Annotated in this window: 14 protein-coding genes and 1 riboswitch; of the genes, 4 read left to right on the forward strand and 10 right to left on the reverse strand. The window is 60.8% G+C overall.

Annotation, left to right across the window (positions count from 1 at the left end; all coding sequences use genetic code 11):
* Positions 1–20: 20 nt before the first annotated feature.
* Positions 21–274, reverse strand: a riboswitch (cobalamin riboswitch).
* 47 nt (positions 275–321) lie between these two features.
* The 5 genes from EJD88_RS04145 to EJD88_RS04165 form a co-directional block, all read right to left on the reverse strand.
* Positions 322–858, reverse strand: coding sequence for a C40 family peptidase (locus EJD88_RS04145; protein WP_112196391.1), 537 nt, complete (start codon positions 856–858; stop codon positions 322–324).
* A 144-nt stretch (positions 859–1,002) separates the two neighbouring features.
* Complete coding sequence (locus tag EJD88_RS04150) at positions 1,003–1,647, reverse strand: C40 family peptidase (protein ID WP_099584073.1); 645 nt, start codon at positions 1,645–1,647, stop codon at positions 1,003–1,005.
* A gap of 213 nt (positions 1,648–1,860) precedes the next feature.
* The gene (gene hda / locus EJD88_RS04155; protein WP_099584072.1) at positions 1,861–2,565 is read right to left on the reverse strand and encodes a DnaA regulatory inactivator Hda; all 705 of its coding nucleotides are present in this window, start codon (positions 2,563–2,565) and stop codon (positions 1,861–1,863) included.
* A gap of 203 nt (positions 2,566–2,768) precedes the next feature.
* On the reverse strand, positions 2,769–3,842 hold the full coding sequence (locus EJD88_RS04160; RefSeq protein ID WP_032887781.1) for an AI-2E family transporter: 1,074 nt from the start codon (positions 3,840–3,842) through the stop codon (positions 2,769–2,771).
* Between the two features lie 35 nt (positions 3,843–3,877).
* Positions 3,878–4,918: a DUF2066 domain-containing protein gene (locus tag EJD88_RS04165; protein ID WP_099584071.1), complete on the reverse strand. Its 1,041-nt coding sequence runs from the start codon at positions 4,916–4,918 to the stop codon at positions 3,878–3,880.
* A gap of 343 nt (positions 4,919–5,261) precedes the next feature.
* Between EJD88_RS04165 and purM the strand changes: the two genes are divergently transcribed.
* The 4 genes from purM to EJD88_RS04185 all read left to right on the forward strand — a co-directional run bounded on the left by purM (position 5,262) and on the right by EJD88_RS04185 (position 8,159).
* Entirely contained in the window at positions 5,262–6,320 is a 1,059-nt protein-coding gene (gene purM / locus EJD88_RS04170; RefSeq protein ID WP_017527563.1) for a phosphoribosylformylglycinamidine cyclo-ligase, read from the forward strand.
* The gene (gene purN, locus EJD88_RS04175; RefSeq protein WP_099584070.1) at positions 6,320–6,970 is read left to right on the forward strand and encodes a phosphoribosylglycinamide formyltransferase; all 651 of its coding nucleotides are present in this window, start codon (positions 6,320–6,322) and stop codon (positions 6,968–6,970) included. The genes purM and purN overlap by 1 nt, the downstream gene beginning before the upstream one ends.
* 8 nt (positions 6,971–6,978) lie before the next feature.
* The gene (locus EJD88_RS04180) at positions 6,979–7,692 is read left to right on the forward strand and encodes a DUF3108 domain-containing protein (RefSeq protein WP_158876914.1); all 714 of its coding nucleotides are present in this window, start codon (positions 6,979–6,981) and stop codon (positions 7,690–7,692) included.
* A gap of 278 nt (positions 7,693–7,970) precedes the next feature.
* Positions 7,971–8,159: a hypothetical protein gene (locus EJD88_RS04185; protein ID WP_003175379.1), complete on the forward strand. Its 189-nt coding sequence runs from the start codon at positions 7,971–7,973 to the stop codon at positions 8,157–8,159.
* 99 nt (positions 8,160–8,258) lie between these two features.
* Here the strand turns inward: EJD88_RS04185 and EJD88_RS04190 are convergent, their stop codons facing one another.
* From EJD88_RS04190 to cysM, 5 genes are all read right to left on the reverse strand, one after another.
* The gene (locus tag EJD88_RS04190) at positions 8,259–8,804 is read right to left on the reverse strand and encodes a DUF2058 domain-containing protein (protein WP_099584068.1); all 546 of its coding nucleotides are present in this window, start codon (positions 8,802–8,804) and stop codon (positions 8,259–8,261) included.
* 25 nt (positions 8,805–8,829) lie between these two features.
* On the reverse strand, positions 8,830–9,663 hold the full coding sequence (gene mazG / locus EJD88_RS04195; protein ID WP_099584067.1) for a nucleoside triphosphate pyrophosphohydrolase: 834 nt from the start codon (positions 9,661–9,663) through the stop codon (positions 8,830–8,832).
* The gene (gene relA, locus EJD88_RS04200; RefSeq protein ID WP_099584066.1) at positions 9,663–11,906 is read right to left on the reverse strand and encodes a GTP diphosphokinase; all 2,244 of its coding nucleotides are present in this window, start codon (positions 11,904–11,906) and stop codon (positions 9,663–9,665) included. The genes mazG and relA overlap by 1 nt, the downstream gene beginning before the upstream one ends.
* 121 nt (positions 11,907–12,027) lie before the next feature.
* Positions 12,028–13,380 carry a 23S rRNA (uracil(1939)-C(5))-methyltransferase RlmD gene (gene rlmD, locus EJD88_RS04205; protein WP_158876916.1) on the reverse strand — a complete coding sequence of 451 codons (1,353 nt, stop codon included), beginning with the start codon at positions 13,378–13,380 and terminating at the stop codon, positions 12,028–12,030.
* Positions 13,380–14,282 (reverse strand): cysteine synthase CysM, encoded by a 903-nt coding sequence (gene cysM / locus EJD88_RS04210; protein ID WP_099584064.1) that lies wholly within the window; start codon positions 14,280–14,282, stop codon positions 13,380–13,382. Before cysM ends, rlmD begins: the two co-directional genes overlap by 1 nt.
* Between the last annotated feature and the right edge of the window lie 154 nt (positions 14,283–14,436).

Below are 14,436 nucleotides of genomic sequence, written 5' to 3' on the forward strand. Positions count from 1 at the left end.
GCCAAGCATCGCCCACCGTGATGCTGTTGAATGATCCAGGCCGGTCTCCGGGCTCATGAGTGGCGCTGCTCTTATAGAGAGCACACAGGCCAACGCTGCGCCTTCCCATATCGCGAGCGATACAGTGGCAAAAGCAGCGTCTTGACTCATTTACCGTTGCGGGGGCAGCGCCGGAATTGCGGCGGCGCTGTGTACAAGCGCGCTCACTCACCGGCTTCCCTGTTTCACTCCGTCGACCCATGGGTCACAGAGCACCTGGAACAAGCGGCGAAGGTTAGTGGGTTGAGGGGCTAGCTGCAAGCTTCAAGCTTGCAGCTGTTTTTAAGGATTGCGCGCCAGATTCCCCGGCAACACACGCTTGGCGCTCAGGTAGGCATTCTGCCAATACGCCTTGGACAAGGTATCCAGCTTCACCGTACCGCCGGTTTGCGGCGCATGGACAAAACGGCCTTCGCCCACGTAGATCCCGGCATGACTGACCTGCGAACCACCGCCGGTGGCGAAGAACAGCAGGTCGCCGGTTTGCAGGTTCTGCTCGCTCACGTCCTGGGCGCGCATCACGATCAGTTCGCGGGTGGTGCGCGGCAGGGAAATCCCGGCGGCGTCGCGAAACACAAAGCCGATCAGGCCGCTGCAATCAAAGCCCGAGTCCGGCGTGTTGCCGCCCCAGCGATAAGGCGTGCCGACCAGGCCCAGCGCACGGAAGAGCACGTCTTCGGCAGCAGGTGAGAAATTCTGGGTGGAGTAGTTGAACACCGGCTTGGGCTTGACCGCGACAGGAGCAGGCGGTGGACGGCTGGCGCAAGCGCTGAGCAGCGCGGCGCACACGAGGAGAACAAGGCGGGCTGACGTCGACATGTGCAAAACAATCCTGGTCTGGATGCGGCTTTCGCTGCCGAACGCTGAAAACCAGAACGCGCAAGCAAGGCTCGCGCGAACGGATTACAACAATGTCCAGGGATTCTAGCGCTTACACGTCAAACTTCAAGTATCACTTTAAGTTTACTTGCTAGCGGTAACTGTCGTCGGGGCCATGGCGAGTGCACGCTTGGCTTCGATGAAGGTTTTGCTCCAGTAGCTGTCGCCCAGGCTGTCGACTCGAACACCGCCACTGCGACGGCTGCTGGAGTGGATGAACTGGTTATCGCCCAGGTAGATACCGGCGTGGCTGACACGACCACGACCTGCAGTACTGAAGAAAAGCAGATCACCGGGCTTGAGGTTGTTGCGCGCGACCAACGGTGCTTTCACGTTGATCATTTCGCGAGTGGAGCGTGGCAGGTTCATGCCAGCCTCTTCACGAAACAGATAACCGATGAAACCGCTGCAATCGAAACCGGCTTCAGAGGTACCGCCGAAACGGTAACGGGTACCGATCAGGGACATGCCACGTTCGAGGATGCTGTCGGCCAGAACTGGAAGCTGATAAGGCTTGTTGCCGGAGAAGTCGGCCAGTTCTTTCTCGGTTGCCTGCTCTTCTTTATAAAGAGCTTCCTGATAGACAGTGGAAGACTGCGCTGCAACGAATTTTGCCTGGGCATGTTGTTGAGGCTTTTGCTGCTCAACCACCTGTTGAGGGTGGGAGGCGCAACCAAACAACAGGGTAACGAGTGCGAGAGGCACGAGGGGTGCGAAGCGATTTAGCATGGGCACGACCGTGGCTGATGTGTAAAGAAGCCGAGACTATGCCCTCTATCACATCGATTTGCAAATTCAATCGTGATCTATGTGACTTCTTGTTTGGACTATGACATCTAAGCCCTTAACACCCTATAGACGCCTTTCGCGTGGCCAAACCGGCCCAAACGCGGGTTTTCTGACGCCTGGAATTTGCCAAAACCCTTGAAAACAAAGGGCTGGCTACCAGCCTAGGGTTTCCTTGAGGAACGGGATGGTCAGCTTGCGCTGGGCCTGCAAGGAGGCCTGATCGAGCTGTTCGAGCAAGTCGAACAGCGCACTCATGCTGCGAGTGCCGCGGGTGAGGATAAAGTGCCCGACTTCGTCGGTGAGGTGCAGGCCGCGACGGGAGGCACGCAATTGCAGGGCGCGCAATTTATCTTCGTCGGACAGCGGGCGCATCTGGAAGATCAGCGCCAGGGTCAGGCGCGACTTGAGGTCAGCCAGCTTGACGGGCAACTCGCGCGGCGAGGTGGAGGCAGCGATCAACAAACGCCGACCGCTGTCACGCAAGCGGTTGAACAGATGAAACAGCGCCTCTTCCCAATCGGCCTTGCCGGCAATCGCCTGAAGGTCATCCAGGCACACCAGTTCGTATTGCTCAAGGTTATCGAAGATGCCGATGCCGCGATCCATCAACTCAGCCAAGGGCAGGTACACCGCCGGCTCGCCGATCTGCTCGAAGCGCAGGCAAGCGGCCTGCAACAGGTGAGTACGCCCCACGCCGTGCTTGCCCCACAGATAGATCAGGCTTTCAGTCCACCCGGCGTCGGCTTCGCAGAGCCGCTCGACATAGCCGAGTGCAGCGGCATTGGCGCCTGGGTAGTAATTGATAAAGGTGGCGTCATCACGCAGACGCACACCTAAGGGCAGCTGAATCGGTTTCATGCTGACTGAACGGCTCCCATCGAACCGCTAGTGGCCTCTGTGTAAAGTTTGCAAAGTTTATACCCGTGACGCCGGGTGCACAATGCAGCAGACCACAAGCAAAATCAAAGGTTTGCGTTAACTTGCCGGTTTTACGCGGATTGTTTGACGCCACCACCCCATAAACAACAAACCCGGCCGGAGCCGGGTTTGTGACGCAGCGGTTACAGGTCGGGGTCTTCGACGCCCGTGTACACATCCGAATCCTTGTACAGATCGTGCATATGGCGCACCAGCACCATGATCACCGCGGCCACCGGCAATGCCAGCAAGATGCCAGTAAAGCCAAACAGCTCGCCGCCCGCCAGGATCGCAAAGATCACCGCGACCGGGTGCAGCCCGATCCGATCCCCCACCAGCAACGGCGTCAGCACCATGCCTTCAAGGGCCTGGCCGACCATGAACACCGCAACAATCCCGAGCATCGGGTACAGGTCGCCGCCAAATTGGAACAGACCAGCTACCAGCGCCGCACCGATACCAATCACAAAGCCCATATAGGGAACAATGGCGGCCAGACCAGCGATCAAGCCAATCAACAGGCCCAGCTCCAGGCCGATGGCCATCAGGCCGGCGGCGTAGATAACCCCCAGGGCCAACATCACCAACAACTGGCCACGCACGAATGCACCCAGTACTTCATGGCATTCACCGGCCAGGGATACGATGCGCTCCTCACGATCACGCGGCAGCAGGCTACGAATCTTGGCCATCATGATGTCCCAGTCGCGCAGCAGGTAGAACGCAACCACCGGAATCAGCACCAGGTTGGTCAACCAGCCGATCAATGCCAGGCTCGACGCCGTGGCCTGACTGAGGATCACACCGACGATATCGGTGGTTTGCCCCATATGCTCGCTGATCGCCGCCTTGACCTTGTCGAACTTCCAGAAACCGTCCGACAGCCCCAACTTGGCCTGGGCCCACGGCATTGCCGTGTGCTGCAACCAGTCGAGCATCTGCGGCGCCAGCTCATAGAGGCGAAACAGTTGTTTGGCCAGCATCGGCACCAGCACCAGCACCAGCGCGGTGATGATCAAGGTGAACAGCGCAAACACTGCCACTACGCCCAAGGTCCGCGACAGGCCGGCTTTTTCCAGGCGATCCACCACCGGATCGAACAGATAGGCCAGCAACAAGGCAACCAGGAACGGCGTCAGGATCGAATGCAGCAAGAACACAAAAACGCACAGCAGGACGATCCCGCCAAGCCACACCCAACGACGCGTATCCGCCATAAACCACTCCATTGCTTCTATATAAGGAAGAACTGTTACCAACGAAAACGCAGTTGTGCCTGAGGCTCAGGGGCGCCAGCCGGTTGCGCGCCTTCAACGACCGGCTGCGCGGCCTGCGCCTCACCCGCAGGAATCTCCTGCAACTTGGCCAGGCTCAACTGGGTACGCAACTGATCGGCGCTGCCATTGACCCGGTACACAATGCGGTTGCCATCCACCCACTGCGGCTGGCCACCAAACGGCTCCAGCAAATGACCCAGCGCGGCATAACGCTCCAGGGTCATCCCCTGCACCTCCAGCAATTGTTCGGTGCTCACGCCCGGCTTGACCGCAAAACGCGGTGCCAGTTTTTGACTGACCGCCAGCATCACGGCATCGGCGACCGCGCCGGTGTCGGCGCCCTGCACAGTGCCCTGATCGCTCTTCTCACCCAGCCAGAGACGCCATTTGGCCTGCCATTGATTGCCTTCCTGACGCGCGTGCACGGCGAGCAAGGCATCAGCGCCATAGCGCTCGGACGCGGCGCGCAACGGCGTGGCGTCAGCGCTCTCCAGGTTCGGCGCCGTGGCGACGACCTGTTCATCCAGATCCCCCAACGGCAGACGCAACGGCAAGCCACGGTGTTGCGCGGCACGCCGCAGCGCCTGGGCAACGGTCTGGCCATCCCCCACCAGACTACTTCCTTCGGTGGAGTCGTTCAGCCACCAGCCGAGGATCGACGGCCGATTGCTACCCCAGATCGACAGGCCCGCATCACGCAGCGCACGGTCAGTGGTGACGGGGTCGAAGTCCACTTGCAGGCTCTCGGGCGGGCCGGCGTCGTAGCCGTACTGGGTGATGATTTGCTGCGGATCCTTGCGAATCGCCGCCAGGCCTGCGCCATCGGCGGCCTTGGCGTCGCCGGTCAGGCGGATCACCAGGGTCTGCACAGCGCGCTGGGTCGCCTGATCGCGCTCTTGGGGCGATTGGCTGGTGACGGGTTCAAGTACTTGATACAGGCCATTGAGGGTTTCGGCATGACTCGCCAGGCTGACCAACGACAAGCAGCCCACAAAGAAGAATTTACACAGACGCATGGAAGATTCCCGAACGACAAATTTAGCGGCTGGAACAGACCGCGTGAACTCGGTTTGCCATGGCTGTGACCACGGCGACCGGCAAAACATTCACAGGGGCCTGGTAAGTTTTCATGCTGTCATAACGATAGCGGGTTCAAGGCTATACCTTAATACGCGCCACGGCTGAGGCGATTAGCATTTTTTTAACCTATATGGCCCTGCCCGTCGGCCCGAGGATGGCCGCTGCCCCTCAAGCCTGATAAAATCGCGCGCCTTCGCAGACCGTCCCCGGCCGGGCCTTTTACCAAAAGCGCCTGCCCGCTCGGTCGTTACCCCTGAATCCCCCCTAAAGGCCTGGATCATGAGCAAGCAACCCTCCCTGAGCTACAAGGACGCCGGTGTAGACATCGACGCCGGTGAAGCATTGGTCGAACGCATCAAGAGCGTCGCCAAGCGCACTGCGCGCCCCGAAGTCATGGGCGGCCTGGGCGGTTTTGGCGCCCTCTGCGAAATCCCGGCCGGCTACAAGCAGCCTGTTCTGGTGTCCGGCACCGACGGCGTGGGCACCAAGCTGCGCCTGGCGCTGAACCTGAACAAGCACGACAGCATCGGCATCGACCTGGTTGCCATGTGCGTCAACGACCTGGTGGTATGCGGCGCCGAGCCGTTGTTCTTCCTGGACTACTACGCCACCGGCAAGCTCAACGTCGAGACCGCTACCCAAGTGGTTACCGGCATTGGCGCGGGTTGCGAACTGTCGGGTTGCTCCCTGGTCGGCGGTGAAACCGCTGAGATGCCAGGCATGTACGAAGGCGAAGACTACGACCTGGCCGGTTTCTGCGTTGGCGTTGTCGAGAAAGCCGACATCATCGACGGCTCCAAAGTGGCTGCCGGCGACGCCCTGCTCGCCCTGCCGTCCTCCGGCCCGCACTCCAACGGCTACTCGCTGATCCGCAAGATCATCGAAGTGTCCGGCGCCGACATCGAGAACATCCAACTCGACGGCAAGCCGCTGACCGACCTTCTGATGGCCCCGACCCGCATCTACGTCAAGCCACTGCTCAAGCTGATCAAGGACACCGGCGCGGTGAAGGCCATGGCCCACATCACCGGCGGCGGCCTGCTGGACAACATCCCGCGCGTGCTGCCAAAAGGCGCCCAGGCGATTGTCGACGTGGCCAGTTGGCAGCGTCCTGCGGTCTTCGACTGGCTGCAAGAGAAAGGCAACGTCAACGAAACCGAAATGCACCGCGTGCTCAACTGCGGCGTGGGCATGGTGATCTGCGTGGCGCAAGAGCACGTGGAAACCGCGCTGAACGTCCTGCGTGAAGCCGGCGAGCAGCCTTGGGTCATCGGTCAGATCGCCACCGCTGCCGAAGGCGCGGCCCAGGTTGAACTGAAGAACCTCAAGGCTCATTAATGTCCCAGACCTGTGATGTCGTGGTGCTGCTCTCCGGCACCGGCAGTAACTTGCAGGCCCTGATCGACAGCACGCGCACCGGCGACAGCCCGGTGCGCATCGCGGCGGTGATCTCCAACCGCAGCGACGCCTACGGCCTGCAACGCGCCAGGGACGCGGGTATCGATACCCGCTCGCTGGATCACAAGGCTTTCGAGGGACGCGAGGCCTTCGACAGCGCCTTGATCGAACTCATCGACGCCTTCAACCCCAAACTCGTGGTACTGGCCGGTTTCATGCGCATCCTCAGCGCTGATTTCGTACGGCATTACGACGGGCGCCTGCTCAATATCCACCCTTCCCTGCTGCCCAAATACAAAGGCATGCACACCCATCAGCGCGCCCTCGACGCCGGTGACAGCGAGCATGGTTGCAGCGTGCACTTTGTGACCGAGGAACTCGATGGCGGGCCTCTGGTCGTACAGGCAGTGGTTCCGGTAGAGTCTGACGACTCGGCGCAGACACTTGCGCAACGGGTTCATACCCAGGAACACAGGATTTACCCGCTGGCTGTGCGCTGGTTTGCCGAAGGGCGGTTGATTCTCGGCGACCAGGGTGCATTATTGGACGGTCAGTTACTTGCGGCCAGCGGCCACTTGATTCGAACCTAGGAGATTTTATGCGTCGCGCCTTGCTCTTCGCTTTTGCGCTGTTCGCCTTGCCTGCCGTGCAAGCGGCAGACCTTCACCCCTTCTCCGTCAGCTACACCGCCGACTGGAAACAGTTGCCCATGAGTGGTTCGGCTGAACGCAGCCTGACCAAGAATGACAACGGCGCATGGACCTTGAATTTCAAGGCATCCATGATGATCGCCAGCCTGACCGAAACCAGCGTGATCCGTTTCGACAAGGACACCCTGCAACCCGTGAGCTACAGCTTCGAGCGTGGCGGCCTGGGCAAGGCGAAGAAGATCAACCTGGACTTCGACCAGACCGCCAAGAAAGTCACCGGCTTTGAAAACAAAGACCCGATCAACGTGCCCCTGCAAAGCGGCATGCTCGACAAGTCGACCTACCAGCTGGCATTGCAACGCGATGTGGCGGCCGGCAAAAAGAGCATGAGCTACAACGTGGTGGAAGGCACCGACGTCGACACCTACGACTTCCGCGTGATCGGCCCGGAAAAGGTCCAGACCAAAGTAGGCTCCATCGACGCAATCAAGGTCGAGCGCGTGCGTGACCCGACCCAAAGCAAGCGCATCACCCAGATGTGGTTTGCCAAGGACCAGGGCGGCATCCTGGTTGCCCTGCGCCAGGTTGAGACTGACGGCAAGGAGTACAACATCATGCTGCAGGACGGTACCGTTGACGGCAAGGCTGTCAAAGGCAACTGATTGCGCGGATGAGCTGAACGGGAGCCTCGCTGAATGCGGGGCTTTTTTTCGCCTGGTGGTTTTGCCTTGAAGCTTCTGGCGCTATCGGGGGCAAGCCCCCTCCCACCTTCGACCGCATTCTCAAGTGTGGGAGGGGCTAGTACATTTCTTCAAAGCCTGACATCAACATGAAACTTCTGTCATAAACCGCTAAAGCGGTTTACTTAGCAAGCTAACAAATCGTATAAAAAAGGCCTGCGACGACTTGCCGCAGACCCACCAGAGATTGGAGCAAGCAGATGACTGTAAAAGTAACTGAACGCGACGACGAACATATGTCCCACGAAGCCTTGGGCCATGGGATTCACATCTGGGATGTACACCAACAAGACCTGCTGGTCGGCATGTTTCACAACGAGAGCGATGCTCATAATTATAAAAACGAGCTTGAATCGCTTGAGATGAAACGCCAGGCACAAAGCTCCTGAAACACTGAAATCCCGCAGGCACCCGGCCCCACACAGCAGCTGGAGTGCCTGCAAACAAAAACCCCGCCTGTTAAGTGCGGGGTTTGTTGTTTTACAGCCTTACCACATCAGATCATCCGGGATCTGGTAGGCCGCGTATGGATCGTCTTCATCCGGCACCTGGCTTTCGGTGAGGATGTTGAGCTGCACGATACGCTCCGGTGCGCGCTCCTGGATCTTCAGCGCCGCTTCGCGCGGGATCACCTCGTAGCCGCCACCGTGGTGCACGATCGCCAGGGAGCCGTTGCTCAGCTTGTTGCGCATCAGCGTGTTGACCGACAGGCGCTTGACCTTCTTGTCATCCACGAAGTTGTAGTAGTCCTCGGTGGTCAGCTTGGGCAGGCGCGAGGTTTCGATCAATTGCTTGACCTGGGCCGTGCGGGCCTTGGCCTCGGCTTTCTCCTGCTGCTGGCGGTTCAGTTCCTGGTCGCGCTTGACCTTCTCGGCGTGCGCCGCAATGGCCAGGCGAGCCTGGGTGTCATCCGCCTCGATCTGGCCTTTGTGGACCAGGCGCTGCTGCTTCTGTTTCTCTTTGCCGACCTGTTTGGCCTGCTTTTGGTTGACCAGACCTGCTTTGAGCAACTGGTCGCGAAGGGAAAGGCTCATGGTGCTTACTCACTTAGGCAACTGCTCAACCGCAGCTGGACACATTCTTTTCCTGACGTTTGGCTTCGCCCCACAGGGCGTCCAACTCTTCGAGGGTGCAATCTTCTATGGGACGACGGGTGTCGCGCAATGCCTGTTCGATAAATCGGAAACGTCGTTCGAACTTGGCATTGGCGCCACGCAGCGCGGTTTCCGGGTCGACCTTGAGGTGACGGGCCAGGTTGACCGCCGCAAACAGCAGGTCACCGACTTCATCGGCAATGGCCACCGAGTCGTTATCGGCCATGGCTTCGAGCACTTCATCCAGCTCTTCGCGCACGTTGTCCACCACCGGCAACGCCGATGGCCAGTCGAAACCAACCTGGCTGGCGCGCTTTTGCAACTTGGCGGCACGGGATAAGGACGGCAGCGCGGTGGGCACATCATCGAGCAGGGACAGTTGCTCCGGCGCGTCGGATTTTTCCGCGCGCTCCTCGGCTTTGATCTGCTCCCAGCGTTCCTTGACCTGCTCTTCGCTCAACTGCGGGGTATCCAGCGGCGCGTACAGATCGCCGCTGGGAAACACGTGAGGATGGCGTCGGATCAGCTTGCGCGTGATGCTGTCGATCACTCCGGCAAATTCGAAACGCCCTTCTTCCCGCGCCAGCTGGCTGTAATACACCACCTGGAACAACAAGTCGCCCAGCTCACCTTGCAGGTGATCGAAGTCGCCGCGCTCGATGGCGTCAGCCACTTCATACGCTTCTTCCAGCGTGTGCGGGACGATGGTCGCGTAGGTTTGCTTGATGTCCCACGGGCACCCGTATTTCGGGTCCCGCAGGCGGCTCATCAAGTGCAGCAGGTCTTCCAGCGAATACATCATGGTGTGCGGTTACGCCGTGTCTCGATGATGTTCGGCAGCTGGGAAATCCGCCCCAGCAACCGGCCCAATGCGTCCAATCCCGGAATCTCGATGGTCAGGGACATCAATGCGGTGTTGTCCTCTTTGTTCGAGCGGGTGTTGACCGCCAGCACGTTGATCCGCTCGTTGAGCAGCACTTGCGACACGTCTCGCAGCAAGCCGGAACGGTCGTAGGCGCGGATGATGATGTCCACCGGGTAGGTGAGCACCGGCACCGGGCCCCAACTGACCTGGATAATCCGCTCCGGCTCGCGCCCGCCCAGTTGCAGCACCGAGGCGCAGTCCTGGCGGTGAATGCTGACGCCACGGCCTTGGGTGATGTAGCCGACGATGGCGTCCCCGGGCAACGGTTGGCAGCAACCGGCGATTTGCGTCAGCAGGTTGCCCACGCCCTGGATCTGGATATCGCCGCGCTTGCCGGGCTTATAGCCGGTGGCTTTGCGCGGGATCAGCTCAAGCTGTTCGTTGCCGCGTTCCGGCTCGACCAGTTGCTGGGCCAGGTTGACCAACTGCGCCAGGCGCAGGTCGCCAGCCCCGAGGGCAGCAAACATGTCTTCGGCGATCTTCATGTTGGCTTTTTCGGCCAGCTTGTCGAAGTCCACCTGAGGCAGGCCCAGGCGGCCCAGTTCGCGTTCGAGCAGGGTCTTGCCGGCAGCGACGTTCTGGTCCCGCGCCTGCAACTTGAACCAATGGACGATCTTCGCCCGCGCCCGCGAGGTGGTGATGTAGCCCAGGTTCGGGTTCAGCCAGTCGCGGCTCGGCGTGCCGTGCTTGCTGGTGATGATCTCGACCTGTTCACCGGTCTGCAGGCTGTAGTTGAGCGGCACGATGCGCCCGTTGATCTTGGCGCCACGGCAGTTGTGGCCGATCTCAGTGTGCACGCGGTAGGCGAAGTCCAGGGGCGTGGAGCCTTTGGGCAAGTCGATGGCGTGGCCGTCGGGGGTGAAGATGTAGACCCGGTCCGGCTCGATATCCACCCGCAGTTGCTCGGCCAGGCCGCCGATGTCGCCGAGTTCTTCGTGCCATTCCAGCACTTGGCGCAGCCAGGAGATTTTCTCTTCGTACTGGTTGGACCCGGCCTTGACGTCGGTGCCCTTGTAGCGCCAGTGCGCGCACACGCCCAGCTCTGCTTCTTCGTGCATGGCATGGGTGCGGATCTGCACTTCGAGCACCTTGCCCTCGGGGCCGATCACCGCTGTGTGCAGCGAGCGATAGCCGTTTTCCTTGGGGTTCGCGATGTAGTCGTCGAACTCCTTGGGAATGTGCCGCCACAGGGTGTGGACGATGCCCAGCGCGGTGTAGCAGTCGCGCATTTCCGGCACCAGCACGCGCACCGCACGCACGTCATAGATCTGGCTGAAGGCCAGGCCCTTGCGCTGCATTTTGCGCCAGATGGAATAGATGTGCTTGGCGCGGCCGCTGATGTCGGCGTCGACACCGGTGGCCTGCAACTCGGCGCGCAGCTGGCCCATCACGTCGCTGATAAAGCGCTCACGGTCGAGCCGCCGCTCATGCAGCAACGTGGCAATCTGTTTGTATTGATCAGGTTCCAGGTAGCGGAAGGACAAGTCCTCCAACTCCCATTTGATATGACCGATGCCCAGGCGGTGGGCCAACGGCGCGTAGATGTCAAAGACTTCGCGGGCGACGCGGTTGCGTTTCTCGTCGTCGGCGGTTTTCACAGCACGGATTGCGCAGGTGCGTTCGGCCAGTTTGATCAGAGCGACGCGCACGTCGTCGACCATGGCGACCAGCATCTTGCGCAGGTTCTCGACCTGGCCCTGGGTGCCCAGCACCATGGACTGGCGCGGGCTGAGGCTGGCGCTGATGGCGGCCATACGCAGCACGCCGTCGATCAGTTTGGCTACCACCGCGCCGAAACGCTGGCTGACGGTCGGCAACTGGATGTGCCCTTCACGCACGCCGCGATAGAGCACGGCGGCGATCAGCGAATCCTGGTCCAGCTTGAGATCGGCAAGGATCTCGGCGATCTCCAACCCGGTGCGAAAGCTGGAAGTGCCTTCGGCCCACAGGTTCTTGGCCGCATTGTCTTGTTGCTCAGACTCGCGAGCGAACTCGCAGGCTGCTTTCAAGGCTTCACGGTCCAGTGCCGGGTCGACACTGATGGCATGATCCAGCCATGCCTCCAGGTTGATACTGCCGTCAGTGTTGATCGGCTGGTGTGCTCTCACCTGTACCATCTTGCTTACCTTCCCTACGACGCACCTTGGATGCGCCAAAAATCATGCCGACCTTTTGCTGCAAACTCCCTGGCAGATCACGGCCTTGGAGAATGCAGGCCAGTCGGATTAAACGGGCATCCTAGCCCGCTTCAAATAACGCCATGGCCTCGACATGCGCTGTCTGCGGAAACATGTCGAGGATCCCGGCACGTTTTAGCCGGTAGCCTTGCTTGACCAACTCAACCGTGTCCCGCGCCAGCGTCGCCGGGTTGCAGGACACATACACCAGGCGCTTGGCCCCCAGGGTGGCGAGCTTGCGCACAACCTCTTGGGCACCATCGCGGGGTGGATCCAAGAGTACCGCAGAAAAGCCCTGTTTGGCCCAATCTGCGTCAGTCAAAGGCTGGGACAAATCGGCCTGAAAAAACTGCGCATTATGCAAATTGTTGCTGATAGCGTTCTGTGCGGCCCGGTCCACCATGGTCTGCACACCTTCCACCGCCACCACTTCTCGCGCCTGTTTTGCCAGTGGCAGGGCAAAGTTGCCCAGCCCACAAAACAGGTCCAGCACCCGTTCATCGGGCTGCGGCGCCAGCCAGTCCAGGGCCTGGGCAACCATCGCCTCGTTGACCCCGGCGTTGACCTGGACAAAATCCCCTGGTCGATACGCCAGCGCCAGGTCCCAGGCGTCCAATCGAAACCCAAGTGACTGATCGGGCTCAACCGGTTCCGGCTGGCCTTCGCCATGCAGCCACAATTGGGCTTCATGGAAACTGCAGAATTCTTTCAGGATCAGCAGGTCCGCTTCCGACAACGGCGCCATGTGCCGCAGCAACACGGCGACGGACGAGCCACTGAACAACTCCACATGCCCCAGTGCCTGAGGCTTGCTCAGACGCCGCAGCATGTTCGGCAGACGCTGCATGATCGGTTGCAAGGCCTGTACCAGCACCGGGCAATCGTCGATGGCGACGATGTCCTGGCTGGCCACTGCGCGGAAACCCACCTCGAGTTTTTTCGCCTTGGCATCCCAGCGCACGGCCACGCGGGCACGGCGTCGGTAACCGAACTCGGGGCCGCTTAACGGCGTGGCCCACTCTTGCGGTTCGACACCGGCCACACGGGACAGTTGCTCGGCGAGCATGCGCTGTTTCAGGGCAAGTTGTTCGTTGTGGGGCAAGTGCTGCACGCTGCAACCGCCGCAGCGGCCAACGTGGGCGCAGGGCGCCGGGCGGCGCAGGGCGCTGGCCTTGAACACCCGCTCGGTGCGGGCCTCGACCACTTTGCCGTGGGCGCCCAGCACCCGCGCTTCGACTTCTTCGCCAGCCAGCGCGCCATTGACGAACCAGGTGCGGCCTTCAAAGAACACGATGCCACGGCCGTCATTGGCCAGGCGCTCGATGGTCAGGCGCTGCTTCTTGCCCACGGGGATCTGTGGGGCCCGGCTGCCGCCCGTCGGTTGGAAGCGCAGGCCTCTCTCGTGCTTGGCCATCAGTTGGGTTCGTCGAAAATGCCGGTCGACAGGTAACGGTCGCCTCGGTCACAGATGATCGCGACGATCACCGCGTTTTCCACTTCCTTGGACAAACGCAACATACCGGCCACGGCGCCGCCGGAGGACACGCCGCAGAAGATGCCTTCTTCACGGGCCAGGCGGCGGGTGGTGTCTTCGGCTTCGCGCTGGGCCATGTCGATGATGCGATCCACGCGCGTGGCGTTGTAGATCTTCGGCAGATACTCTTCGGGCCAGCGACGAATGCCAGGGATAGCCGAGCCTTCCATCGGTTGCAGGCCGACGATCTGGATCGCCGGGTTCTGCTCCTTGAGGTAGCGCGAGTTGCCCATGATGGTGCCGGTGGTGCCCATGGAGCTGACGAAATGGGTAATGGTGCCTTGGGTCTGGCGCCAGATCTCCGGGCCGGTGCTGGTGTAGTGCGCCTCGGGGTTGTCCCCATTGGCGAACTGGTCCAGCACCTGGCCACGGCCTTCGGCGGCCATGCGCTCAGCAAGATCGCGAGCGCCTTCCATGCCTTCTTCCTGGGTCACCAGCACCAGCTCGGCGCCATAGGCGGTCATGGCCGCCTTGCGCTCGGCGCTGCCGTTGTCGGGCATGATCAACACCATCTTGTAACCCTTGATCGCAGCGGCCATGGCCAGGGCGATCCCGGTGTTACCCGAGGTGGCTTCGATCAAGGTGTCGCCAGGCTTGATCTGCCCGCGCAATTCGGCACGGGTGATCATCGACAGCGCCGGGCGGTCCTTGACCGAGCCTGCGGGGTTGTTCCCTTCGAGCTTGAGCAACAGGGTATTGCTGGTTTCACCCGCCATGCGTTGCAAGCGGACCAGGGGCGTGTTGCCGACGCAATCGGCGATTGTAGGGTACTGCAAGGTCATGGCGTATTCGCAATCCAGACTGCGGGGCGCACATCATACCGGGAAAGGCCGGCGGGCCATATCACGCAAAGTGCGGTGCTTATGGCTTAAAGGAATAAGGTGACTGGGGGGGCCCTATCGGGGGCAAGCCCCCTCCCACCCTTGAATTGTGAAT

It is taken from the genome of Pseudomonas sp. PB105 (assembly GCF_009764655.1).
GTDB lineage: Bacteria > Pseudomonadota > Gammaproteobacteria > Pseudomonadales > Pseudomonadaceae > Aquipseudomonas > Aquipseudomonas cyclaminis.